33 protein-coding genes, 1 tRNA gene and 2 pseudogenes are annotated in these 24,191 nt (G+C 34.2%); 7 read left to right on the forward strand and 29 right to left on the reverse strand.

The features are described from left to right. The 23 genes and pseudogenes from BM018_RS01010 to BM018_RS01090 form a co-directional block, all read right to left on the reverse strand. On the reverse strand, positions 1-1,374 hold the full coding sequence (locus BM018_RS01010; RefSeq protein ID WP_159428112.1) for a methyl-accepting chemotaxis protein: 1,374 nt from the start codon (positions 1,372-1,374) through the stop codon (positions 1-3). Positions 1,375-1,452: 78 nt separating this feature from the next. Continuing rightward, positions 1,453-1,836 carry a hypothetical protein gene (locus BM018_RS01015; protein ID WP_092317374.1) on the reverse strand — a complete coding sequence of 128 codons (384 nt, stop codon included), beginning with the start codon at positions 1,834-1,836 and terminating at the stop codon, positions 1,453-1,455. 40 nt (positions 1,837-1,876) lie between these two features. Beyond that, positions 1,877-2,170, reverse strand: a complete 294-nt coding sequence (locus BM018_RS01020) for a glycosyltransferase family protein (protein ID WP_092317376.1) — start codon at positions 2,168-2,170, stop codon at positions 1,877-1,879. Positions 2,171-2,315: 145 nt separating this feature from the next. After that, positions 2,316-2,621, reverse strand: coding sequence for a glycosyltransferase family 2 protein (locus BM018_RS01025; protein ID WP_143280361.1), 306 nt, complete (start codon positions 2,619-2,621; stop codon positions 2,316-2,318). Between the two features lie 21 nt (positions 2,622-2,642). Next, positions 2,643-3,062 carry a D-sedoheptulose-7-phosphate isomerase gene (locus BM018_RS01030; protein WP_092317380.1) on the reverse strand — a complete coding sequence of 140 codons (420 nt, stop codon included), beginning with the start codon at positions 3,060-3,062 and terminating at the stop codon, positions 2,643-2,645. 110 nt (positions 3,063-3,172) lie between these two features. Continuing rightward, entirely contained in the window at positions 3,173-3,343 is a 171-nt protein-coding gene (locus BM018_RS07750; protein ID WP_159428113.1) for a hypothetical protein, read from the reverse strand. A gap of 335 nt (positions 3,344-3,678) precedes the next feature. Next, on the reverse strand, positions 3,679-4,050 hold the full coding sequence (locus tag BM018_RS01035) for a hypothetical protein (protein WP_092317382.1): 372 nt from the start codon (positions 4,048-4,050) through the stop codon (positions 3,679-3,681). Then, positions 4,050-4,370, reverse strand: coding sequence for an HAD hydrolase-like protein (locus tag BM018_RS01040; protein ID WP_092317384.1), 321 nt, complete (start codon positions 4,368-4,370; stop codon positions 4,050-4,052). Before BM018_RS01040 ends, BM018_RS01035 begins: the two co-directional genes overlap by 1 nt. Beyond that, the gene (locus tag BM018_RS01045) at positions 4,355-4,789 is read right to left on the reverse strand and encodes an HAD family hydrolase (RefSeq protein ID WP_092317386.1); all 435 of its coding nucleotides are present in this window, start codon (positions 4,787-4,789) and stop codon (positions 4,355-4,357) included. The genes BM018_RS01040 and BM018_RS01045 overlap by 16 nt, the downstream gene beginning before the upstream one ends. Positions 4,790-4,805: 16 nt before the next feature. Next, the gene (locus BM018_RS01050; protein WP_092317388.1) at positions 4,806-5,108 is read right to left on the reverse strand and encodes a glycosyltransferase family protein; all 303 of its coding nucleotides are present in this window, start codon (positions 5,106-5,108) and stop codon (positions 4,806-4,808) included. A 27-nt stretch (positions 5,109-5,135) separates the two neighbouring features. Then, positions 5,136-5,384: pseudogene (locus BM018_RS08250) on the reverse strand (N-acetylneuraminate synthase family protein). A 171-nt stretch (positions 5,385-5,555) separates the two neighbouring features. After that, positions 5,556-5,798, reverse strand: coding sequence for a hypothetical protein (locus tag BM018_RS07940; protein ID WP_200778545.1), 243 nt, complete (start codon positions 5,796-5,798; stop codon positions 5,556-5,558). Between the two features lie 18 nt (positions 5,799-5,816). After that, positions 5,817-6,149, reverse strand: a complete 333-nt coding sequence (locus tag BM018_RS07945) for a hypothetical protein (RefSeq protein WP_200778546.1) — start codon at positions 6,147-6,149, stop codon at positions 5,817-5,819. A gap of 347 nt (positions 6,150-6,496) precedes the next feature. Then, positions 6,497-6,865 carry a glycosyltransferase family protein gene (locus tag BM018_RS07950; protein ID WP_200778547.1) on the reverse strand — a complete coding sequence of 123 codons (369 nt, stop codon included), beginning with the start codon at positions 6,863-6,865 and terminating at the stop codon, positions 6,497-6,499. After that, positions 6,834-6,926: a hypothetical protein gene (locus BM018_RS08255; protein WP_200778558.1), complete on the reverse strand. Its 93-nt coding sequence runs from the start codon at positions 6,924-6,926 to the stop codon at positions 6,834-6,836. The genes BM018_RS07950 and BM018_RS08255 overlap by 32 nt, the downstream gene beginning before the upstream one ends. 259 nt (positions 6,927-7,185) lie before the next feature. Next, the gene (locus BM018_RS01065; protein ID WP_092317390.1) at positions 7,186-7,482 is read right to left on the reverse strand and encodes a hypothetical protein; all 297 of its coding nucleotides are present in this window, start codon (positions 7,480-7,482) and stop codon (positions 7,186-7,188) included. Positions 7,483-7,547: 65 nt separating this feature from the next. Continuing rightward, positions 7,548-7,850 carry a hypothetical protein gene (locus tag BM018_RS01070; RefSeq protein ID WP_143280362.1) on the reverse strand — a complete coding sequence of 101 codons (303 nt, stop codon included), beginning with the start codon at positions 7,848-7,850 and terminating at the stop codon, positions 7,548-7,550. Beyond that, positions 7,838-8,074: an alpha-2,3-sialyltransferase gene (locus BM018_RS08260; RefSeq protein WP_092317394.1), complete on the reverse strand. Its 237-nt coding sequence runs from the start codon at positions 8,072-8,074 to the stop codon at positions 7,838-7,840. The genes BM018_RS01070 and BM018_RS08260 overlap by 13 nt, the downstream gene beginning before the upstream one ends. A gap of 37 nt (positions 8,075-8,111) precedes the next feature. Further along, positions 8,112-8,270 carry a hypothetical protein gene (locus BM018_RS07755; protein ID WP_159428114.1) on the reverse strand — a complete coding sequence of 53 codons (159 nt, stop codon included), beginning with the start codon at positions 8,268-8,270 and terminating at the stop codon, positions 8,112-8,114. Further along, a complete protein-coding gene (locus tag BM018_RS01080) occupies positions 8,239-8,736 on the reverse strand; it encodes a hypothetical protein (RefSeq protein WP_092317396.1) in 498 nt (165 codons plus the stop codon). Before BM018_RS01080 ends, BM018_RS07755 begins: the two co-directional genes overlap by 32 nt. A gap of 145 nt (positions 8,737-8,881) precedes the next feature. Then, positions 8,882-9,463 carry a hypothetical protein gene (locus BM018_RS01085; protein WP_159428115.1) on the reverse strand — a complete coding sequence of 194 codons (582 nt, stop codon included), beginning with the start codon at positions 9,461-9,463 and terminating at the stop codon, positions 8,882-8,884. A 42-nt stretch (positions 9,464-9,505) separates the two neighbouring features. Next, on the reverse strand, positions 9,506-9,673 hold the full coding sequence (locus tag BM018_RS07760; RefSeq protein WP_159428116.1) for a hypothetical protein: 168 nt from the start codon (positions 9,671-9,673) through the stop codon (positions 9,506-9,508). Continuing rightward, a complete protein-coding gene (locus BM018_RS01090; protein WP_159428117.1) occupies positions 9,670-9,981 on the reverse strand; it encodes a glycosyltransferase family 2 protein in 312 nt (103 codons plus the stop codon). Before BM018_RS01090 ends, BM018_RS07760 begins: the two co-directional genes overlap by 4 nt. A gap of 776 nt (positions 9,982-10,757) precedes the next feature. Between BM018_RS01090 and BM018_RS01095 the strand changes: the two genes are divergently transcribed. The 7 genes and pseudogenes from BM018_RS01095 to BM018_RS01135 all read left to right on the forward strand — a co-directional run bounded on the left by BM018_RS01095 (position 10,758) and on the right by BM018_RS01135 (position 17,416). Beyond that, entirely contained in the window at positions 10,758-11,888 is a 1,131-nt protein-coding gene (locus tag BM018_RS01095; RefSeq protein WP_092317402.1) for a hypothetical protein, read from the forward strand. Positions 11,889-11,915: 27 nt separating this feature from the next. Beyond that, positions 11,916-12,677, forward strand: a pseudogene (locus BM018_RS01100) (hypothetical protein); the annotation flags it as partial. Continuing rightward, positions 12,665-13,612: a class II aldolase/adducin family protein gene (locus tag BM018_RS01105; protein ID WP_092317406.1), complete on the forward strand. Its 948-nt coding sequence runs from the start codon at positions 12,665-12,667 to the stop codon at positions 13,610-13,612. The pseudogene BM018_RS01100 and the gene BM018_RS01105, both read left to right, overlap by 13 nt. Next, positions 13,609-14,382, forward strand: a complete 774-nt coding sequence (locus tag BM018_RS01110) for a glycosyltransferase family 2 protein (RefSeq protein ID WP_092317409.1) — start codon at positions 13,609-13,611, stop codon at positions 14,380-14,382. The genes BM018_RS01105 and BM018_RS01110 overlap by 4 nt, the downstream gene beginning before the upstream one ends. Further along, positions 14,375-15,139, forward strand: a complete 765-nt coding sequence (locus BM018_RS01115) for a sugar phosphate nucleotidyltransferase (protein WP_092317412.1) — start codon at positions 14,375-14,377, stop codon at positions 15,137-15,139. The genes BM018_RS01110 and BM018_RS01115 overlap by 8 nt, the downstream gene beginning before the upstream one ends. Before the next feature lie 2 nt (positions 15,140-15,141). Then, positions 15,142-15,852, forward strand: a complete 711-nt coding sequence (locus BM018_RS01120) for a glycosyltransferase family 2 protein (protein ID WP_092317415.1) — start codon at positions 15,142-15,144, stop codon at positions 15,850-15,852. A 1,051-nt stretch (positions 15,853-16,903) separates the two neighbouring features. After that, a complete protein-coding gene (locus BM018_RS01135; protein ID WP_159428118.1) occupies positions 16,904-17,416 on the forward strand; it encodes a hypothetical protein in 513 nt (170 codons plus the stop codon). Between the two features lie 2,149 nt (positions 17,417-19,565). Here the strand turns inward: BM018_RS01135 and BM018_RS01150 are convergent. The 6 genes from BM018_RS01150 to mnmA form a co-directional block, all read right to left on the reverse strand. After that, positions 19,566-19,640, reverse strand: a tRNA-Val gene (locus tag BM018_RS01150). Between the two features lie 229 nt (positions 19,641-19,869). Beyond that, positions 19,870-20,529 carry a ribulose-phosphate 3-epimerase gene (locus BM018_RS01155; protein WP_092317433.1) on the reverse strand — a complete coding sequence of 220 codons (660 nt, stop codon included), beginning with the start codon at positions 20,527-20,529 and terminating at the stop codon, positions 19,870-19,872. Next, on the reverse strand, positions 20,516-21,643 hold the full coding sequence (locus BM018_RS01160) for a PASTA domain-containing protein (RefSeq protein WP_159428119.1): 1,128 nt from the start codon (positions 21,641-21,643) through the stop codon (positions 20,516-20,518). The genes BM018_RS01155 and BM018_RS01160 overlap by 14 nt, the downstream gene beginning before the upstream one ends. Positions 21,644-21,654: 11 nt before the next feature. Next, entirely contained in the window at positions 21,655-22,584 is a 930-nt protein-coding gene (fmt, locus tag BM018_RS01165; RefSeq protein WP_092317440.1) for a methionyl-tRNA formyltransferase, read from the reverse strand. A 2-nt stretch (positions 22,585-22,586) separates the two neighbouring features. Continuing rightward, a complete protein-coding gene (def, locus tag BM018_RS01170) occupies positions 22,587-23,132 on the reverse strand; it encodes a peptide deformylase (protein WP_159428120.1) in 546 nt (181 codons plus the stop codon). Beyond that, entirely contained in the window at positions 23,122-24,186 is a 1,065-nt protein-coding gene (mnmA, locus tag BM018_RS01175) for a tRNA 2-thiouridine(34) synthase MnmA (protein WP_092317445.1), read from the reverse strand. The genes def and mnmA overlap by 11 nt, the downstream gene beginning before the upstream one ends. Positions 24,187-24,191 lie beyond the last annotated feature (5 nt).

Below are 24,191 nucleotides of genomic sequence, written 5' to 3' on the forward strand. Positions count from 1 at the left end.
TTAAAAATCTTTCCCATCGTAGGAATGAAACGCATAAACATTCTCAGGAACATTTTCACCGTAACACAAATAATAAAGATGTTCAAAACTATAAACAATCAATTCACGGACTTCGGAAAAATCTTGAGTTATGGGTTGTAGATGATCATGTTCAAAAGTGGCTGATAGATTTCGAAGTTTAGAAACATTATCAGACAAATATTGTAACTCGGAGAGGACTGGTTCTATAGGAAATGGTTTTATTTCCGAAAGAGTTATAGGATTAGATTCAGTTAGAGTTTCTAGAATATTTTTGCCAACAGCATAAGCTTTTCTAATGGATAAATCCGCATCTTTTAATTCTTCCATAATAGCATCACCGATATTTGTACTTTTTTCAGCAAAATCTTTAACTCTGTCGGAAACAGATAAAAACGCTCTGCCTGATTCACCAGACCGAGCCGCTTCGATCGAAATATTCAACGCCAGTATACCAGCTTGAAAACCATTATCTGCAGAAGCCTTGGCTAAAGAGACAGAACGCTCTGCACGTGTGAATAAACGAGATAATAACTTTTGAATATAAATAATTTTTTCACGTGTATCAGTATCTCCAGCAAGATCTTGAGTAATAGTTGGTTTCTCATGATCTACGCTTTGCAGTAAAGTGTTTTTAATACCTCCGATTTGAGTAGACAAAGAAGCTATATAATTATTCAACTCATGAGCCTTTTCATAAAAAATAGAACTAATATGGGAATTAGAATCTGCAGGCTGGTCCATCAGCTTAAGCTCTTTCCACATATCGTCAAGAACGCCAGCAATTTCGCTGATTAAATTTTTACGTAGAGAAAAACCGATAAACAAGCTGAAAACTAAAAAAATTAAAAACAAACCTGAACTGATAGGCAAAAACACGCGAGACAAAGTTGCAGAAAAAGACGAATCAATAGCTGATGTAGCCATTCGTTTGAGCAAGATAATTTGATCACTGAGATTTTGATATTTTTGGATTAAAACAGGAGAATTTTTTTCATTGAAGGCTTCTTTATAAAATTCTTCGCCTAAAGCACCCAACAGCACAACTTCAGCTTTGGAATTAGGCATAGACTTGATATAATTTTGAGATACGGTTTCCATCCATGAATTCAAAAGCGTTTGAGGAAAATTTGGTTTTGCATTCTGGGTGTTCTGTGTGCTGAAATATAAAATTGACGTAGCCTCTGCATCAATTTCCGACAATATACTAACCTGTTCTCGGATAAAATTATCTTTTTTCTCGAGCATCAAATAATAAACAAACACAGATGTATTTAGCAAAAAGAAAAAACTCCACAAAGCAGCAATTCGAGCAACAGCCTTGTTGACGTTGGAACCGATACTTTCTTGAGCCATAAAATATTTCTCCTGTCTGTAAACTTTTAATTGTATCGGCATTTTATCGATATTTATTAAGCTATCAGACAATAAAAATCAAAAGTTCATGCTGCCACACCCCAAAGTATAGTAAAGCTTTTTAAGACAAAAATACAAAATAGCTGTCAGTTTATCAGCTGTGGAACGTATTTTCAAATAATTTTTCCAAGAAAAAGACGGCAGTAGCAAAGGACAATAAATAAAAAATGAAAATAACTGAAAAATATTAAGACTACGAAAAGACGTATCATTCAAGAGATGAGAAAAATTAGTAAGAATAAGTTTTTCTTTTTTAAAAGCAGAATTCTTAAAAGAAACTAAATACGCTTGATAAAAAATTCTGGTCATTTCCAATAGCTCATTAAACGTACAGAAAGTCACACAAGCATAAAAAATATAACTATATTTTTCTGGGATATCGATACCTAAATAATTTTTCATACCTAGGATTACTATTAATCCCGTTCTTTTTCTATTGTTTTCAAGCTGGAGTACAGAAGCTTGTGCTTTTATGAAGACGGTATCTGACTAAAACTTCAGGAATAGAACAGACATCAGTAAACTCCATAGCTCTATTCCATAATTCGAAATCTTCGGAACCGAAATAAGATTCGTCATAACGGAAGCTAAACTCTTTAAAAATCGAAAGCCTAATCATCACTGTAGGATGAGCCAACGCACATCCAAACAACAATATTGTTTTTGTGTCCGCAACATCAGGAAAATAATTCCAAACATTGGATTTGCTATCTTCAAACGTTTCTACCGGTTCCATATATCCTGATGCTTGGATGCTTCTCCATAAACACAACTTGCTTTTCAAAACGCTAGGGTAATGAAATATCATCTGCATCCATAAGCTCAACATACATTCCCTGGGTATGATCCAACACCATATTAAGAGCAGCGCTGATTCCTTTTTAAGTGCCTTGAAAAATTTTTACCCGCAGATTATTGTAAGTTTTTAAGATTTGCAAGGTACAGTCTTTTGAACTGTTGTCAACAATAAGAATTTCAAAGTCTCGGAACGTTTGTGCGAGCAAGCTGTCAATTGCTCCGTGCAAATATTTTTCTGCATTATATGTCAGCAAAATAACGGGGATCTTAGGCATGAGCACCCCTATTGACCGGGCAAAGAAAAAATGATTCAAAATCATATGAATATCCTCAGATATCTGTATATCATCAACTGGTACATGTACGGAATATTGTGCTAAATTTTTCAATTTGCTGCCTTTGAATCCTGTCTAAACAATTGTTACAGCATCATTTTGATTAGCAAACTGCACGGCTTTAAGAATATTTTCAGAATTGCCGCTGCAGTAGATTCCAACGACCAAATTTCTGGGCTTAAGGAAATTTTTCAACTGCTCCACAAATACTTCATTGTATGCAACATCGTTAGAGTAGACACTGAGAGTAGACATACTGTCATTAAGGCAGATAACTCTGAAACATTCAGGCTTACCGAAGCCAGTACCTTTATTGAAGTCGCAGACAAAATGGTTCGCTGTTACTGCTGACCCTCCATTGCACATAACAAAAACTGTATTTTTCGTTTTGCGCGCATTCTCCAGAAGCTCCGCAAAAACTATAATTTCTTCGTCGTTCATCATATCAAGCGTTAATTTCAAACGGTCGAAATAATTATTAATAATCTTATGCATAACATTACCTCAATTAGAATGGTGTATGATACTTGTTCCGAAACAGTCAAAACGAAAAAAATACTGCTTCAAATGGGAAAGAGTATCGTGGAATTTTTGTTTCTTCTTTTCTATGTCGAAGAAAAGAAGAAATCTTCTCCTCCCGCACCTAGAAGTTTACCGCCTGCAGCACCAGCGTTTCTGGAAGCTTCATAAGATTCATCTATTGCAGGATTTGAAATATCCGCTGAAAGATATTTTTTGTAAAGCCATCCCAATATAAGGAATCTCCCACAAAGCATTAATTTTCCCTTTAAGCAAGCATAATTTCAAATCCGAAACAAGTCCAACCATTTTATGAAGATTTTGAGTTTTATCGCTTTGAACCATATTAAATTTTTGTTCAGCCAAACCCGATCCCGCAGCCCGGGGTTTCTCCGGTGAAAAAACATCATCAAATTATCCTGTAACCTTATGAAATTTTCGGCGTTCAAATAAATACGCTCTAAAGACACAGTTTCGTCCCTGTGAAATTCTATACAATTCAAGTCGCCACATACGCAAGCATATTAGTCTTGCTTTCCGATAGGATACAGAGAATATCAATTTCCAAGCTGAAGGAAAGCTCCGTAACATATTATTTGCTCATATACTTTTGAGTATAGGCATTGCGTAAATAGATCAGACCCACCGTGGACACCGAACTCGATACCAGATCCGTACCAGCAAGGATATCAGAACTGGAATTAAAGTCAATCCCTTTAATACTGTACACTCTAAATACTTCACAAACAATAGGATGTCGGATTTCTTCAAGGCTGCCGGTATTTTCTATCTGAGAATACTTGAGAAGATACCCATACTTCATAAAATGAGGATGCAAGCTGAGATAAACATATTTATCGATCGAAGTACTTAGAACAGCACCACCATTCTTGAGGGAGTAGTCGGCAAGATCACTGCCTCCGCCGGCAAAACTAATACGAAAAGGAGTACGAGTAATGATCATTAGGATCTCTCAAAAATATAATCTACAGCTTGTGCTACATTTTGTGTAGCTAAAGGATGTGATTCACCTAAAAACACTGTTTTACAACTTGCAGCTCTACCGGCTTGAATATCTATATCACTATCTTCGACCATCCATGATAAAGAAAGATTAATATTGAGTTCGTCACAAGCTTGAAATAGCATTCCAGGATTGGGTTTCCGACAAAAGAGGGATATTTTAAGTTCTGAAACTTCGCCGTAATAACCTTTCTCGGGATGATGCCGGCAAGAATAAATTCTATCAATAAAAGCACCCTCTCTGCCTAAAAGAGTTTCCATTTTTTATGGATCAAAAGGATTTCACTAAAAGAAACAAAACCCTTTGCAATCATAGGCTGGTTCGTAATAACACTAAGAAATTTGCTTTTATTTAATTTTTTCAGTACATGGGCCATTTCTGGGAGCAGGAAAAAATGATCCACCGAAGGCAACGTATCTATATTTTTGTTGAGAGTACCGTCCCGGTTGAGAAAAACAGCTGGCCGGACATTTTTACGGTTTAAACGCGCAACCTTATGGAAGAAAAATCTGCCGTAGTTTGTAAAAGCCGTGAGTGTCCATATCTTTAATGTATTCGGAGTATTATAAGCCTTAAGGATTTCACCAGCTTTAAGGGTTTCAGGAAAAACATCACTGCCGAAATCAGAGAAAGTGTCAGGAATGTATTGGAATATACTGGGTGAAAAATATAGCTGCATTTACGAGATTATGTCTCTAAGCTTTAGAGAGATTATTTTTTGGATACAAGCCAGTGATTCTATTATCAGCATCTGTTTCAAGAAGATCACTATCAAAAGGATGGTAGTTTGGACGCACAACAATCGTTCCCAGTGAATTAAATTGCTCACCCAAACGGATAAAAGAATTAAGATTGAAGTCCATAACCAGATCACCATAAAATACCATAAAACGTTCGAAAACAATGTCCCTCAACATACCTACCGTTCCAGCAGTACCTAAAGCTTGCGGTTCAGCAATATGATGAATTTTACCACCCCCTAGTAAGTCATGTCTCAACCAGCAGTGGTATTTTTAAAAGCTTGCTCAGAAATAAGGAACATTGCTTAAATCGGAAGATAAAATTTTATAAACATTTTGGATTTCATCCAGATAATCTGCAAACTCAAAATCAAAAGGAGTAGATATAAAATCGATATTATGCTCCTTACAGCAAGCTGAAAGCTTTATAAAATCATTTCTTTCGAGTCCATAATGCTTACGAAAAAAAGCATACTGCGTAGGAGTTGGTTCTTTTGTAAGATCTTAGTATGCGGGGAGAATTTTGGAAACCAATTTATCAGCTTTATACGACTGAAATTTAACCGCATCAGTACCACATTGAGCTGCCTTTTTCTATATAAAGTTTCGCAGCTTCCACCGACAAAATACCTAATACTTTTTGCTGTATCATAAAAATTTACACCGACTTCGGCAATGAGATAAGTTTTTTTTCATACTACCTCCTTACAAACCGTAAATTAAATTCATCACGCAGCTACGTCCGTTGCGAAAATCATGAGCAAGAGGTTTATTTTGAATCCTCTGCCGATCCGTCTGGCTTAAGTTAAGATACAAATCCAAATTACTTTCCATCACGGAATCTGGAGGATTCAGCCCCAAATAATTAAATCCATTTTCATGGGAAACAAACCTGTGTTTTTCTCCGCGTTCATTTTGGGCCATGGCTATGGTTGGATTTTCTAGCATAGCTAACTCGTAACATGTTCACCCACGTGAAGTGAACGCAATATCACAGTCAGACATTATTTCAGGCATATTTTTGACATTATAAAAAACCGAAACATTAGAAAATTCATTATATTCCAGCAGCACAGGAATATTTTCTTTTGCTCTGCCAAGCATTACTGTAAATTGATAATGATTATATTTTTCTTTGCATACAATATTCAGAAGGCGATCTGTATAATTTTGCTGATCAGCTCCGCCAAAGCCAATAAAAATTTTCTTAACCTCAGCACAAACAGCCACAGGCTCATAGAACATAAAAAGTCGGCCAGGAATGTAATATTTTTCACCCTCTTTGATATGAGGTGCCATTTCTTCACAGTATAAGGAATTAAATACCAGATCCGCATGATAGATACCATCACCATCATCTTCAAAATTGATAATTTTAGAACCAGATGCTTTTTTCAGATTTTTGATATATTCCGAGGAAGTATCAAGAATATCATTAATAAAATAACGATATCCCTTTCTGTGTACCGCTTAGAAAAGATAGTCTTCTTTGTTTCAGGACGATCAATGTATGAGTGGTATTACTGAACAAATCAATATTCGTTTGTTGTAGTAAAGATCAGGCGTCGCATAAAACTCATCCGCAAGCTCCAAAACACGACAGATATGATCCAATCCTAGTTTATTATTTTCGTTGACATAAAATGTTACAGATCACAAGCCAAAATACGTTTGTCAGCAGCCCAATCTTGGAAAGAATCAATATCAACTGCTTCATTTTTAGGCACTTCAAAAATCGATACCTTGCTACCGATGCGGCCTTTCTTTGTAATAATTTCCTTTCTGCTGATTACAAAAGTACTAGTTTTGACATAATACGGAGGCAGATACTGACGGTTAAGCCACTCAGAGTAAGCAGGAATAAAAGTATCCCAGTCACCGTCAAGCGTATAACGAATTGCTTTATCCAAAGTTTCAGCTGTAAGCGTCAGAGAAGTATGCTGCATTGTGACAATATAATCGCTTTGAATATAATAGGCAATATCACAGATCACTGCATTTACGAACTTTAGCACCTACCTGCTTAGCAATCAGCATAATTTCTTCGCTGTCGGTGAAGACAATAACATCAGAAATTAATTTGCTTGAAAGTGCCGTATTTAAAGCATACTAAATCAACGGTTTGCCGTTCACAACGCGGATATTTTTATTGAGAATCCCCTCATAACCAGCCCGTGCGGAGACAATAACAGTAATTTTCATATCTTTTTCTCTTTGAAACAAAATTTCAGCATAAATCTACAAAGGCTTAAAAATATCATAAACAGTTTGCGGCAATTGATTTTTAGAAAATATTCCCATTCATCCGCCATTCCCTTGATTATAAAAAGCTGCTTCAATTTTTGAACTTTACTTTCGTTTTTTTCAGAATTTTTTTTGGAGAAAAGTATTTTTTTGATAACCCCGGTGGCAGGATAAAATCTTTAATAGCATGAACTGATTTTTCTAAAGCTCCAGGGAAACGTTCATCAAGAAAAGGGATAAGTGGTGTAATCTCATTGATAGAACTAGTATCACAAACAGAATATAAGTTTACACCTTCTAAAGAAGAAACTAATTGGAGAGCTTTCTTTTCCATGTCGATGCTGTGGACTACTTGAGTAGCACCTCTTCCTTGATGGTCCAGCCACACTTTCGAGAGGATTTTTTTTAATTACTTCCTGATAAACCAGTTTGAGAGAATAATTGAAAGCATAATTATGCCCATTTTGATAAAAGCCGGTACCAGAAATATAAATTTCTTTTATATCCTTGCTGGATTGCCAAAAAGACCGCTAAAGTCCCAGAATTCAGCCATTTTTTATAACACAGCTCATAGTAACATAAAAAGTTACGGAATAAAGGATTTTCCTGAACAATACTATATCCTGGTTTGAAATTAGGATGACAAGCCATACGTGGATGATAGGAATACAAACCAGAATAGCAAGCCCCTAAGTTATATTTCCCATTGAGTACAGCCGTATAAAGACTATAAAATAAAATGTCTATGTAATCCACCGCACCCAGACAATATGCGACGCATCCCGATCTAAATAATATTTTTCTTCAAAAAAGAACTGATTAACACGGCATGTATCGACATTTTTAAGCAAGCAACGGTAATTTATTTCTGCAAGCGAAGGACCATTATCTGCAATAACAATAGACTTTATTTTACCCTTTAAGAACTCTATTAAAACAGATCCAAACCATGAGACATTACGTAACAGATATAATAAAATTTTCGCAAGGAAAGGATCGCTTTCCCAACCCTATTAATTAATAAAAAACAGCATCTTTTGTTGTCTGATCACCAGAAAGGACTTGGGAAATATTTTCAGGATTAAGCTGCAAATAACATAAAATTTTACAGTCTTTCCAAGCTTTTTCTGGATTTTTTATTTCTTCATCCAAAAGATATTGATAAAAATTTTTCATCAATACTCTCAAATTCTCTGGAGAATATATATACGTTATGTACACTCAGTAAAGGAACAAAAATATTAAAACAACTTTGAGTGTTTAAAAAGTCTGACAATTTTCTTAAAACTTCGGAAATTTCTTCCAAAAAATCATCAGTATCCTGAGAAGACAAACGTTTTTTCTGCAAAATTTCCTGCATATAACCGTCAAAAATATAAGGAAAACTTTTGACTGAACGAATTTCTTTAACCTGCCACAATGCCAACAAAAAAACAACCAAACTCCACTCTTCTGTAATACCGGAGAAGCCACATATTGATCTGCAACTAATGCTATTTGATATGAAAAGATAGTTTTCCATAGGAGGAATAAATATTTCTCGAGCAATCGCTTGCTGAAAATAAGGAGATATATTTTTCTGCAACTGAGGCACATAACAAAAAAATCCTGTTGGGATTGAGGTAATGATAATGTATACCATAAATCTACAGTATCTTACGAAGATTGTAGTACTTTCTCAAAAAGACTTTGATTAAAAGGCTTTAATCCATCAGAAAACCAAATAAAACTCCCGAGTGCTTCAGCGATACCGATTAAAAGAGCCCACGTTTCTCCAGCAGTAGGTTCTAAACTCTGGTAGCAGATATTATTTTTCCAGCAAGCTGCTTACTTTTACCGCCGCCACAGACAACAATAACTTCACATTCAGGAAAATTTTCAATTAACTCTCTTAAATCCGTATCATCATATAATGCACTGTCCAGACGAATGATTAGACTTAAGGAATAGTCTGGCAACAGAGAGGTTTTTTGATACATATTATGCTGTATTTCCAGTTGATGCTGGTGAAAAGAAAACGATTCTTGAAGGTAAGGCAGACAATGAACAAACTTATCCGAAGGCAAAGATGACACTTGAAGAAGAATATTTTTATAGAAAGGAGGGACATATCGATAAAGAGTATCTTTGTAACGTTCATAGAAACCTTTTGTTTTGAAAAACTCTGCAGCCCCATTATGAGCAGTTCCAAAATAGATAATGATTTTTATGAGCTGTTCGGCTTCAGAAAAACAAAAATTTTTAGAAGAACTATCAGAACAGCAACAGTAGCCATACCCCTCTAAGGGCAAAGTACGAATATTTTCAGCATAATGCAAAAGATGGACGATTGTAAAAAAATTCTCTTGGTTGACAAGATACGTATCCAAAAAAAGTCCGCACATTTATTCCATAAAGTTTTTTTATTATTTTCAAGGCCACACTATCAGGAAGACTACCATAAAAAAGCTCAAAATAAGCATCATCACGGTTAGCAAAAGTTTTTCTTCAAAAATATCATTCTTGAGATATACAGATGCTGTTGAACCGTTTTCGTGAGCCAGCCGGAACTGGTATGCTAAAATATCAATCCCATTCAAAGCATAAGACTGCTCAAAACACTATCATGAAGAAGAACATCATCACTATCCAAATGCATTAAATATTCACTGCGTGCTACAGTTGCCCCTTGAACACGCGCCTGATGCAGACCTAAATTCTCAGTAAACTCAATGTAACAGATACGATTATCACGATACTTTAAGACAATCTTTTTACAATTTCCGGGAGAATGACCATTAATAATAATTTCATAATTTTCAAAATTTTGATTAAAAACTGATTCTAGACAACGGGATAAAAATTTTTTCTGTTGCATTACAGGTATTATGATACTCAGCTTACACATACAGACACACCTGTAAATTAGAAAAATATTTTTTAAAACAGAATATATTTTATATTTACAATGCATTAGAAAAATAGAATAGGAGAGGGGTAAATCTTTTTGTAAGTAACTATAAGGTAATAAGCAATAAAATGTTTTCGTAATTTTACTAAAAAACATAAAGAAATCTTATATATTTCTTATATATTTAGGTATTTAAGAGAGCATAAATTTCCTACTAAAGAGTTATCAGTATATCACAAATGCTGTTAAAATATAAATAAAAAATATTTTTGCCAGTATATTATCTTTTTTTAATTTTTGTTAAGATATTAAAAAAAAATAATAATTTGAATATTATTTCTTATAACTTATAAACTATCAGCCTTATTATTCAAATATTCTATTTTAATAGAACACATTAAGTTGAAAATCATGAGAATTATGAAATAAAAATATTAGTTTGACAGGGAAAATAATTTATGCTAAAATGACACAAATTAGCTATAAAATTATCTTAAGTATTTATTTAATGAATTTCTCTGTGTTTCAGAGAATAACTTTATAGACCTATTCCTGTAATTTTAGAAATTGTTAGGAGTCCATACAATGAACTTCATGTGTAAAAGATTTGACTTTTTTGTATCTATGATTCATGCTTTAGCAAGCAAGAGGCAATAAATGTCTCTTGAGTCAAACATTCTAGTAGCATCTCTATTTAATAGTAAATTTTTTTACTTCTATTCTCGTTAGGACTAATTATCCGTTTATATTTGATTTTTTGCGTTCCCCCAGAAATGATTGTAAATCTTTTTGCTCCTTTTTTACAACGTTTTATCAATTATCCTTTCCAAAATCCTTACAATTATTTCTTAATTTTAGAAAGAATCGATATTTTTCCTTATGGAATTTCTATGGCTTTAGGTGCTATTTTGCTCTATCTTCCTTTTCATTGGATAGGAGGCACCGGATATGCAGGATTGGGATTATCACTACTGGTTTTTGATATAGCTATCCTTGTTTTGCTGACCAAAATGATCCCCAAACAAAAAGTTTTTCTCTGCCTGATTTATTGGCTATCACCGCTCGTTATCTACATCAATTACTGGCATGGACAATTGGATTTAATTCCTATATTCTTTCTGATGCTCGGGCTTTACTGGCTGGACAAAAATCTTACATTTAGTTCATTAAGCTTTGGAATAGCACTTAGTATGAAACTGCATATTCTTATGATTCTGCCGTTTTATGCAATCTATTTATCTAAGCAAAAACTCCCAATGAAAAAAATAATTATATATCTTTTAGAAACTTGTATCCCTTATCTCATTTTTAACGGTATTTTTCTTAGTTCGCCAGGGTTTCAACAGATCGTGCTTTTTAATAAAGTTCAAAATTATATTCTTCATTTTCAATTATCTATTGGATCAACAACCATATATATTATTCCTATTTTGTATGGTATTTTATGTTTGGGATGCTTATATTTTTCACGCCTGCCCAAAGATTTATTTATGATTTATATTGTTTTTGCATTTTCGCTGATCACGCTTTTTCTCACTCCGCAACCAGGATGGTTTTACTGGATTATCCCTCTTTTGGCCTACATTTCGGCGAAATACCAACGGTCACTCTTGCTTTTATATTTCCTAAATTCCACGTTGCTTGTAATATATTTTGTCAATCGCGATACAATTTATTCTCACCTTTTATATACGGTGTTTTTCTTTCTGCAAATCGTGATCTTATGGAACTTGTTTATTAATATACTGCACCGTTACGTGGCAACAAATTTTTTATACCAGCCGTACTTCATCGGAATTGCAGGCGATTCTGGTACCGGCAAAACCACATTAGCTGTTGGACTTTTGAATTTTTTTGGCGAAGAAAACTCTTTACTATTTTGTGGAGACGACCTTCACAAATAGGAACGCGGAAATAACGAATGGAACACTTTTACACACCTCCATCCACAAGCTCAAAATTTACATCAAAACATTAAAGATTTTATCCTCCTGAAACAAGGTCAGCAGATCAATAGAAACCATTATAATCATGATACCGGAAATTTTGAAGTGATTGAACAGATCCAACCTAAAAATATCATCATCCATGAAGGACTGCATTCATTGTATATGCCTCAAGAGCGGCGCTATTATAATCTGAAAATTTTTATTGATCCTGATCCTGAGCTTTATCATCAATGGAAAATTTCACGCGACACCAAAAAACGTGGCTATTCCGAAGAAAAAGTAATAAGTTCCATTAAAAAACGCGAAAAAGATAAGGAAAAATTTATTTCTGTACAAAAAGATTTTGCTGATATTATTATTTCTTACTATTTACAAAAAAATCAACCTATGCTTAAATTAACAGGCTCGGTAGATATAGAAATTGGACCTTTAATAAAAATGTTTAATGAGATAAACGGTGTTGATATCCGTGTTGATATTAGCGAATTCAAACAAAATATTGATATCCGCTTTGATCAAGAAATCCCTGTTTCGGAATTTGATTCTATTTTGAAAACTCTTATTCCCGAAATAGAAGAATTTCCTTATCCTTTTACTTTTTTTGGAAACACTTACGAAAATTTCATTCTTTTATATATTATTTTTTACATTATACAAAAACACTGCTTGGAAATCCATCAAAAAAAAAAGAGAGAGAGAGAGAGAGAGAGAGAGAGAGAGAGAGGATCCATATGGAACCTATAAGCTCACTATGCAAACTCTCTGCAAATACTAATACTGATGCAGTTCAAGGAGCAGGAGGCAATGCATCCGTAAAATACGGCAATATGTTGTATATCAAAGCATCAGGTACACGGTTGAAAGATATGAATTTTAATCAAGGATGGACTATAATAGATTTACCAGAATGGAGGAAAGGATTTACAGATTTCCAAGGCGGAGAAGAAGAATTTAACATATTAACAGATCGCTGTACAACAGGTAACGAGCTTGCATCCATAGAAATAGGATTGCATGCACTGCTGCCACAAACATTTATCCTGCATACTCATTCAGCATATTCATGTGTATTTTTGTGCTCCGGAAAAACACAAGAACTAACAGCATACATCAGTCCTTTAGCGGAAGCAGATATTTTCACGGTTGAAGCGTGTGTTCCTGGATTGCAGCTGACACAAAACTTAAATAAAACCATACAACAAAAAACACATTCGGAAAACAGTATAACACTCCTGGAAAACCACGGAATAGCAACAGCTTCCTTAAGCATCAACAAAGTACTCACTCTTCACCAGGAACTTCACGAAAATCTACAAAAAAAATTTCAGCTTCCTTTATTTGTCGAGCCTGTTGTGAATGAAGATTTAAAGTGGAATGCGGAAGTTTATGTTCAAGGAATAGAATATTTCTTAAACAAACAAGCTTTATTATTTCCGGATCAAGCGGTTTACATCGATAACAAAATTTTGTCCGGTGCCATTGAATTTCAAGGTTCAACTGTTGTATTCAAAAACCATTCCCTCAAAAACGCTCAAAATACAGCAGAAATTTTAGCATTAGTTTTGTATTTGTATCAAACAATACCTCAGGATTCACTTTGCTTTTTAGACAAAGCTATAGGACTTTATATTACTTCAATGTCGCGAGAAAAATATAGACAGAATATGGAGAAACTATGAATATTATTATTCCTATGTCTGGTTTAGGAAGTCGTTTTGCGGCAGCAGGCTACAAAGACATTAAACCATTGATTAAAATTCACGGAAAACCAATTATAGAATGGGTTGTTAGAATGTTTGACCCCAAAGATAAATTTATTTTTATCTGCCGTGACGCACACCTGAATACGATCAAAGAAATGCGCGAAACACTAGAAAAGATTGCTCCGAATGCAGAAATTATTGCTATTGAAGGCGAAAAAAAAGGGCCTGTTTGGGCTGTTTCCCAAATTTTCCACAAAATCGATGATAATAGTCCTGCTATTGTGTCGTATTGCGATTATTTTCAAGTCTGGAATTGCCAGTCTTTCTACCAATGGACCGCAGATACTAACTGTGATGGATCCGTTGTCTGTTATCAAGGATTTCATCCACATCTTATACCCCTTCAAAATGTTTACGCTTCATGCCTCTGCGAGGGCAATAAAATACTGGAAATCCGTGAAAAATTCTCCTTCACTGAAAATAAAAGTCTTACGCCGCAATCTTCAGGAATGTACTATTTCAAAAAGGGTGCCTATATCAAAAAATATTTTCAGCAACTCATAAACGAAAATATCAACCTTAATGGTGAGTATTATGTTAGTCTTGTTTACAATTTAATGATCCGAGACAAACTAGATATTCGTGTGTACCATGATGTACCGTACTTTTGCCAGTGGGACACACCCGAAGATTTAGCAGATTACTTGCGGTGGGCGGAAATATTTTCAGGAGAAGATAATGGTTAAACTGATACCTATGGCCGGAGCCGGTAAGCGCTTTTCCGAGCAAGGCTACACAGTACCAAAACCTTTACTGCCTATTAACGGGCGCTATATGGTTCTTTCTGCTGCAGATGCTCTGCCTAAGAGCGATCAAACTATATTTATCTGTCAAAAAGACCATATAAATCAGTTCGGACTCAACAAAGCATTAGATTCATACGGGAAAATTGTTTCTATAGAGGGCGTGACAGAAGGACAAGCAAGTACTTGCTTGGAAGGATGCATAAATATCGTTCCAGAAGAAGAACTTTTAATCGGAGCATCAGATAACGGAATGATTTATGATGCAGATTTGTTTGAAAAATTGAAAAAAGAAGCAGATATTTTAGTTTTTGGTTTCAAGGATAATCCTACGGTTCTGAAAAATCCTGAAGCTTACGGCTGGATTATCTGCGACGAAAACGGCATTATTTCACAGATATCTGTGAAGAAACCTATCAGTAAAACCCCATTAAATGACTGGGCTATTACTGGAGCTTTCTATTTTAAGAAAAGCAAATATTTTACTGCAGCAGCAAAAGAAATGATTTACCAAAATCGACGGATTAATAACGAGTTTTATATAGACGAATGCATTAATGATGCCATCAACATGGGCTTAAAAGTACTTCTTATGCCTGTGAAGTTTTATATTTGCTGGGGTACTCCGGATGATTACGAAACTTATCTTTATTGGCAGCGTTTTTTTACGAAAGAACAGCCGAATTTTTTAGAAGTTTGATCATGCTTTCGATAGTTATTCCCTGTTATAACGAAAGTGAAAATTTACCGGAGCTGTTCGAAAAAATTCGGCCGCTTTATGATATAATGACAGACTTTGAAATTATTTTAGTAAACAATGGTTCCACAGACAACTCTGCTACATTATTAAAAAAATTAAGCCGGAGTATACCAATAAAAATTATTCACTTAGATCAAAATCAAGGTTATGGTTTTGGTATTTTGTCAGGATTGGATGTGGCTTCAGGCGAAGTATTAGCTTGGACACATGCAGATCTTCAAACAGATCCAGCGGATGTATTCAAAGCATACGAGCTCTACCAAAAGCTAAAGCCACAATATCCTAACCTATTGATCAAAGGAAAACGCAAAAATCGTAAATTGTTGGAAGTTTTACTTACATTAGGAATGCAATTATATGTTAATTGCAAATTAAAATGTCACCTTTCCGACATCAATGCCCAACCTAAACTCTTTTCCAAAGAATTCTATTATCAAATCCGCCCGCAAGCACCTTATGATTTTTCGTTAGATCTTTATATACTGTATCAAATGTCCTGGATCGGAACAATAAAAACAATTGACGTATTTTTTCATAAGCGCACCGGTGGAGAAGCCAAAGGTGGTGGAAATTGGAAAGGCCGAATCAAACTGATAAAACGTACACTGCAATATGTTAACAAATTAAAAAAGAATCTCAGGAAATCAAAATGAATAATAATTTTCACTTGCAAATGCTGCAGTATTATTGCCGTGATTTTTTATGCTTTATTTTTAATAAAAAAATATTTTTTTTCATTTTATGTTCATAATTATTTTCTACATCATTCTTTCAATCAAAGAACACTTAATATTTATGATGGTTTTTCCTAACTTTTTGTTTTCATTTCACGATCTGATTTAAAATATGCCGGAATAATTCATATACTATGTTTTATATTGATAGTACCAGCATTTAGAATTATTCTTTATACAGTTGTTGATTTAGTTTCGGAAAAATTGCATCGTTTTCTTGCATTTTGTTTATTGATATCAGGTAGATTTTGTTATTTTTTCTTTGGAAAATTATATTATGATTTTCCTTTTGGGATATTTTCATTAGCTGTTGCTATATTTTTTCTTCGCAGAAGCATACAAAATCAAAATTTTGCTGCCATTTCATCCTTTTGTTTTTTAGGATTTACATTATCATGGAAACCTTATTTTTTATTTAGAATTTTGAGAATTACTTCACTTGTTTTTTTAGATCAAAAAAACATGCCAAATTATGTTTAATCAAAACGGGATTTCTACAAGAAATATTCATTTATTTTTTTCAACGGAAATATTTTCAAAATATTTTTATTATTTCATATTAATTATCACAGGATTCCTATTAGGAAACTTTACTCTTCTTTATAAATTTTCATCTGGTTTAAAAGGACTGGCTGCATATCCAGCCCGATCATCTTCTTTCCAACATTTATTTCAAAATCAATATATGGAATATCGTGAATGGAACAGCCATTAATCTTTCTGTATTTTATGTTACATCTGATATTATTTTATTTATCATTCCGTTATCCCTCAAAAACAAATTATATTTATTTTCATCTTGTTTTTTCTTTTTCTATTTTCTTTGTTATTAAATTCAAATCTCCAGGATATCCATAGAATTTTTTATGTTTGGAGTATATATTATTTTATTCGGAATTTTTTTAGCAAGGAGAGAGAGAGAGAGAGAGAGAGAGAGAGAGAGAGAGATTCAATATTGTTTGCCGTGCTTATGCAAATAATCAACAATTTTTTAGTATATATGCCCAGAGAAACAATATGGTTTGAGACGACAGCCAATATTATAACCTATATTCGCAGTAATTTGGAAGAACTTAATAACATTATGCATAAAACCGTAATGAAGTTAAAAAACAAATTTAGTTACTATACAATTTTACAAAGAAAAACTGTTATTAATGACAAACCGCTATTTGCAGAATTTGCGAATGTTTCTGAAGATAAAAAATTACATCTCATCCTTTTATATACTGGAGACCCTAATGAAGCAGTATATTTATTAGTATTATATCCTCAAAGATTGAAAAATAAAAATATGAAAGATGTGTTTCAGACACTCGAAATAGAAAAAATTTTTTCAGGAATTTTCTTTGTTATCCGCAACAAAAAAGTTTCATTTGTTGAAAGCGTAGTTTACAAAAATTTTTATATCGAAATTTTAAAATTCCAATTTCTTTCTTTTACTACACTATATAACAGCAGCTTATATATCGGTTCTGCATGAAGGTCGTACTCCTATGCCATCTTATGAAGCCATTAATCTTTTTTTTAAGGCACTATCGACTATTCATGGATACGCAGCCTCACAGAAACCGATGCAGGATCTTTTGCGTTCTTCCAGAGGCTCATAACAACAATAGCTGCCCGAATTTTCGTCATAAGATCATATATAACAATAATTTACAGTGGATCTATACATACAGCTTATGTTAGGAATTTGTCCTATTTTTCTCTGAAAGTAGACCGTAGATTAATTTCAAATGACTATATCCGTACATTTTTAGGCTTATATATCAGTCTCATTCCTATATACAGCGTTATACGCTTCGTAACAGTTATTTACTTTGCAACCCTACCACTAATATTATTTTTATTCCTGCCCCTAAAATGATAAAAACATTCTTTTCCATATCTCTGCTGGGGGTTATCATTATATTATCAAAATTCCAATTTGCTCTACTTTTGCCTTTATTCACTTTATTTTTCGATATGCTTATTGTAATAAAAAATTACTTTTTCTGTTAGGAAGTTTTTATCAGCCTACATAATTCAGATTCTTTATTACAGTTTTTATCCAGCTATGACCTATAAAATCGTTCCTCATATTAATTCTCATATTTTGTTTTCCTATTTTCAAAATTACGCTTTAATATTTATTTACTACAGCTATAAAATATTTTCTATCAATCCATCGCGTTCTTCTCCCATCATTTGTAGGATTATTTATATTTTTCCTTTTATCCCACCTACTAATTATTTTTATCTTTTTCCGCAACAAAAGGACGTTCTTTTTTCTTTTTGTTTTTTTCACAGGAGCACTATTAGCCATTATATTACCAGTACTTAGAGGATTGGCTTATCATCCAATTTGGTGGTGGGCTTTAATGCCTATTTTTTCACTGAGCTTTTTTTATTTAACTCCATTATTATTTTTCTTTATCCCAACAAACTCCGCCAAAAAACGGCACCAATTCAGTCTATTGTTTTAAATGTAGTATTTATTTGCTTAGGACAATCCGCTTTAAAAGCCTCTAAGTATCAGGATACAACCTATCACTATGCTTGGATGGATAATATTTCCCTTTTTCAGAACCAAAAATATTGCTATTGTTAGCAGACATCCTTACCATAGTATGCTCTACTATAAAACAGCAATGCTTTCATATGACACCAATATTGAAACACCATCTTTTAACCCTCCAATAAAAAACTTATATTCCGTGGTCCTTCAAAAAAATATCGAAATGATTTTCTCACCATGGAAGTTTATAATTCTCAAGATAAACTTATCGCTTCCATTGAAATAATAAGCTCCCCCTACAAAGACAGAGATTATTATTTAATTTCACCTACCTCAAAAGATAATTATGAAATTGCCTCTATCAAATTCAGGAATCAAAAAAATAAAAAATTATCATATCCTGTAGAAATAATGGTCATAAAAAAGTTATAAGAATGCTATATTAGATTTTTTGATATATCAACATTACACCACTTAATTAACAGACATTGCTAACCGCCTTATCCTATTGAAAACTCCATCTCCAGAAAAGAGCCTATGGTAGCTATTTTAGATTATGAGAAAGTAACAGAATGCGTACTATTCCCTGATATCTCATTATAAAATCAAAGAAATCTCTTGCGAACACACAAGCAGAATTCAGAAAAGCTCTCGGCATTAATCACCAGAAACAATAACGAAAACATTATATACATCTTCCAAATACAGTAGGAATTATTCTCTTTATGAGGATTTAGAGCATTACATTAGACTTTATATCATTAAGCACCAAACCAAATACTATTCTTTTTTCAGTAGCTCGCAGGAATGGATTGAATTTCCTACAGGCATCTTTGAAATGGGATAGTCTCCAGGTCACTTGATTTTTTTCAGTGGGAAAACATTAGAGGGAAATAGCTGTTCTATTTGTTTTCCAGACTGAACAGATATTTTTTTCTTGCACCGCATTTCTTAATCTTGGCATCCTGGAACACGACGAAAATATTCACTCCATTCATAATATACACAAGCTAGAATTCTAAATGGCTCCATGCCATGCATTATCGATGAGCACAAAGTCAAAATTTATACACAAACAAATAATGAAAAAGGTAAGCCATTGAAAAACAATAACTTACCAATATTCTTGGATTGGGCGTTGTAGGAATCGAACCTACGACCCTCTGCTTGTAAGGCAGATGCTCTGGACCAACTGAGCTAAACACCCAAAAAGAAACTTATTGTAATAAATAAATGTAATATTGTCAATATATTTTAAAAATAATTTTCATTTATAGAATAATGAAAGCAATTATCTAAAGAAGGAAGGAAAATCACCAATTCTTGCTTGATATGTACTACTTTTACAATATTAGCTTTTATTCTATTTCAAAGATTTTTTTACTCGTATTTCGAATTTATACTAAAATCTTAAAAAGATTATTATCATATAATCTCTATTCTTTAGAACAAGAGTCATTATTGAGGCTAAAGAGTAAAGTATCAGGAGACGGATCATTAAAAAAACCTCCTCCCATAACAAACCAATTAAGTCCTGCCTCTTTAAGAATATGCATATTTTGACGATTAATGCCTCCATCCGCCTCAATAATGAGATTCTCTCCAAAAAATGAACGTGCTTGTTGGATTTTTTGAAGCGATCTGGGAATGAACTTTTGGAATGAGAACCCAGGTTCTACACTCATCACAAGAAACAAATCAAATTCCCCTGCTAAATCTTTTAATATGTCAATAGGTGTATCTGGTTTTAAAGAAACTCCCGCTAATATCCCCTCAGATCTAACTCCACGAAGATATGGTATAATATTTTCTGAAGCTTCGGCATGTATGGTGAGCACCCGAGGCTTAAGTGCAAGAAATTTTTCATAATGGCCAGGCAAATCAATCATCAAGTGGATATCAGCTTGAATTTCAGGAACCGCTGACATTACCTGCTTTACAAATTGTTCACCAAAAGAAATATTGGGAACAAAATGATTATCCATGACATCATAATGAATCATCGTAATACTAGAATTACGAATAAGCTCGAGCGCAGAAGGAATATCAGCAAAATTTGCAGCAAAAATAGACGGTAAAATATTAATTTGCTCCATAATCACGGCTTCCTATAATTTCGTTATTGGCATAAATATAAACTTTAGCATTACCATATGCTTTGAACACTTTAATAAGCACTGTGCCTTCAACCCCAGCTCTTTCGTAAATGATATTAGGCCGCCCTAATTCATCTTCTACAACAATTTTATAGAATTTAGCTGCTGTTTGAGGGATATCTTGAGGTTCATCAGTGCTTGACTCAGGACGCCCAACTCTCGGAAATCGGTAACGGAATACATACCAACGTAATTTTTCATATTCACCTTGGTCGTTTGCAAAAAGCCCAACATTAAGAATTACGCTACTGTTCTTAGCAAGAATAGTTCCTGCTTCAGCATTTTGTTCAAGAACCAGTCCATTATCACTCAACGATGGAACATTCGTACTCACCACAATAGGAATAATACCGTTATAATATAAACGTGACACTACATATTCGATAGGCTGCCGGATAAAATCATCCAAAAGATACTGACCTTCTTTAACTTCATCAGTCACGGTGAGAGTTAAAGCTTCGGAACGTGGCAATTTTGTTCGTGGCTGCGCACTTTGAGCAATCACCATATTAGTATTATGCTCAGATGCTGGTACTATCACTATTTCATATGGAATCCGTTCTGCTTCAAGAATTTCAATTGCTTGATTTTTCTGCATACTGCTGACATCTGGCACAACATAAAGGTCTTTACCCATGCTGACCACTAATGTCACTTTGCGGCCCTCACGCACAGAAACTCCATGAGCAGGATACTGTTTAATTACTTGAAACCGATCATCTGCTTCAGTAAAACGCATTTCAAAAGTAGGAACAAGTTTTTGGGCTTGTGCGAGCCTTACTGCATCAATCATATCCATACGCATCATGGTTGGCACCCGTACTCTTGGCACACTGATATTTAAAACTAAAAGGGATAACAATAAAATAAGCACCATTAATGCAGCTGTAACACCAACAATAAAAAACAAAAATCGTACCAATCGCTGATGCTCTACAGGATTTTCGGGCAGCATAGAATCTTGCCATGTTTGAAATTTTGTCCATTTTTTGATAAAGTCTTTAACCTGAGAAAAAAATTGTCCAATAAAATTTTTAACCTCATTAAATTTCATAGTATACCCTTTCATTTTAAAAACATTCTTTCCTTTAATCGCAATCCATTTGCAAAATCAAACCCAGAAACAGATTTTTTTGCAGGAGCTTGGAGAATCTTGAGTAAAATAGCATTTTCATATGTCGCTACGAGTACTCCCCGTCTCCCTATAGACAAAATTTTTCCTTGTTCTTCTTGCGGCCATATAACAGGCTCACAATCAAGTATTTTCACATTGCCCATTTCAAGAGGCAGATAAATTCCTGGCTTCTGATGAAACGCTCGAAAAGCATTATAAATATCATCAGCACTCATAGAAAAATATACAGCTCCGTCTTCTTTATGAATGAGCTTTGTATAAGTCGAGGATTGATGATCTTGAGGTGTACGATTGTAACTCTTTTTGTTGATATCCCTTAACACTTTTGATAATAATTCAGCACCATCTTTTGCTAGTTTTTCTTCTAGGATCTCATAATTATCCTGAGGTAGAATTGCCACTCTGCTTTGAGCAATAATATCACCTTCATCCATCCCTTCCGCAAGAAACTGCACAGTGTTGCCCGTGAAAGCACTCCCTTGCCACAAAGCATATTGAATAGGCGAAGGGCCACGCAGTTCAGGAAGCAATGATGCATGCAGATTAATAAATTTATAATCTACCAATTCAAGCAGCTCAACCGGAATCAAACGACCGTAAGAAACAATAACATGAAAATCTGGATTAAAATCAAGGAGCTGTTTCTGAAACTCCAAATTATTTTTCAATTTCTGGGGTTGTAGCACAGGAATATCATATTTCAAAGCCAACTCTTTCACAGGATTCAAGCGCAATTGTTTGAGTCCCCGACCTACAAATGTATTCGGTGCAGTAACTAACGCTTTAATAGAAAATTGTTCGATCAGTATCTGAAATGGTTTCAATGAAAAGTGACTGTTGCCCCAAAAAATTATTTTCATTACTACTCCAAAATGTTAGGAAGTTGTTTTTTATTAGTTTCAAGGTATGATCGGATTAACATTTCATTTTCGATCCTATCTCGTTCCAGAAAATAATCAATAAAAAGCTTGCCATGTAAATGGTCATATTCATGCTGCAAACAACGCGCAAATAATCCCTTAGCATCTATTATCCGTTCGGCTCCGGAAGGGATTAATCCACGCATTTTTACTTTGAAAGGCCTGCATACATCACCCCTAACTCCAGGAAACGATAAACATCCTTCATTATCAGTATCTGTCTGTTTGGACACAGAAATAATTTTTGGATTGATAAAAACTACTTTATGAGTTAAATGTTTTCGGTCATTTAGAATTGAAAGATCAGCAATAAAGATCTGCTTGTTAACTCCAATTTGAGGTGCTGCCAAACCAAGACCTTGTACGCTAGCCAACGTATCCTTTAAATCCTGCACCACATCAAGAATTTCATTATCAATTTTGAGCACTTCTTGAGCAGGTTCACGTAAAACTGGATGCCCATAAGTAACAATTTCCCTAACAGCCATTTTCTTCTGCCAAAACAACTTTTTTGATTTTTCCACCTGCATAAACATGATCATCACGATAAAACACCGCATATTGGCCTGGTGAAACAATCTCTTGCGGCGTATCTAAGAAAACTTTCCATTCGTCGTCAGAGATACGATTCACAACTCCTGGAACCCTTGTAGAGCGGTATCTTGTTTGAATCAGCCACGGACCATCTTTGAATTTACGAGAAAAAATATTCATACCAGAGACAGTAAATTCCCTACTAGAAGGCTTTTCACCCAAAACAATAATATTTTTTTTGGCATCAATGGAACGGATAAATATTTTTTTTCCCACAGAAACACCTAATCCACGCCTCTGACCCAATGAATAAAATGCTACTCCATCATGTCGTGCTACAGGTTTTTCATTAATCAACATCGTACCTTCATTAGTATCAACACCTTCAGTGCGCAGATAATCTCGATAGTTATCAGGCACAAAACAAATATCTTGACTTTCTTGTTTATCGCTTCTTATCGGGATGCCTGCTTGTGCTACAATCTGACGTACTTCAGATTTTTTCATATCAGCTAGTGGAAATTTCAAAAATTCCAACACATCAGGCTGTATCATTGCTAAAAAATAACTTTGATCTTTTTCTACATCACGGCCTGTACGAAACAAATATTCGCCATCCACATTGTCAATGCCGCAGTAATGCCCCATAGCAACAAAATCAGCACCTTCACCCAATGCATATTCAACAAGTGCTCCGAATTTAATATGCCGATTGCACAGCATACACGGATTGGGGGTTTCACCATTAATATAACTTTGTACAAAAGGATTTCGAACCTTGGCTTTGAACAATTCCTTAAGGTCCAAGATTTTATGTTCAATTTCTAATGCAGCACAGACATTTTTAGCTGACTGTATCTCATCAACAGAACAGCACTTACGTGATCCAGTTTCGCCAAGACCAACAAAAGTCAACCCAATAACTTGATAACCTTGATCTACAAGTAATTTGACAGTTGCCGAGCTATCAATACCGCCACTCATCCCTACAAATACTGTTTTTTTCATACTTT

This window comes from Brevinema andersonii (assembly GCF_900112165.1).
Lineage (GTDB): Bacteria > Spirochaetota > Brevinematia > Brevinematales > Brevinemataceae > Brevinema > Brevinema andersonii.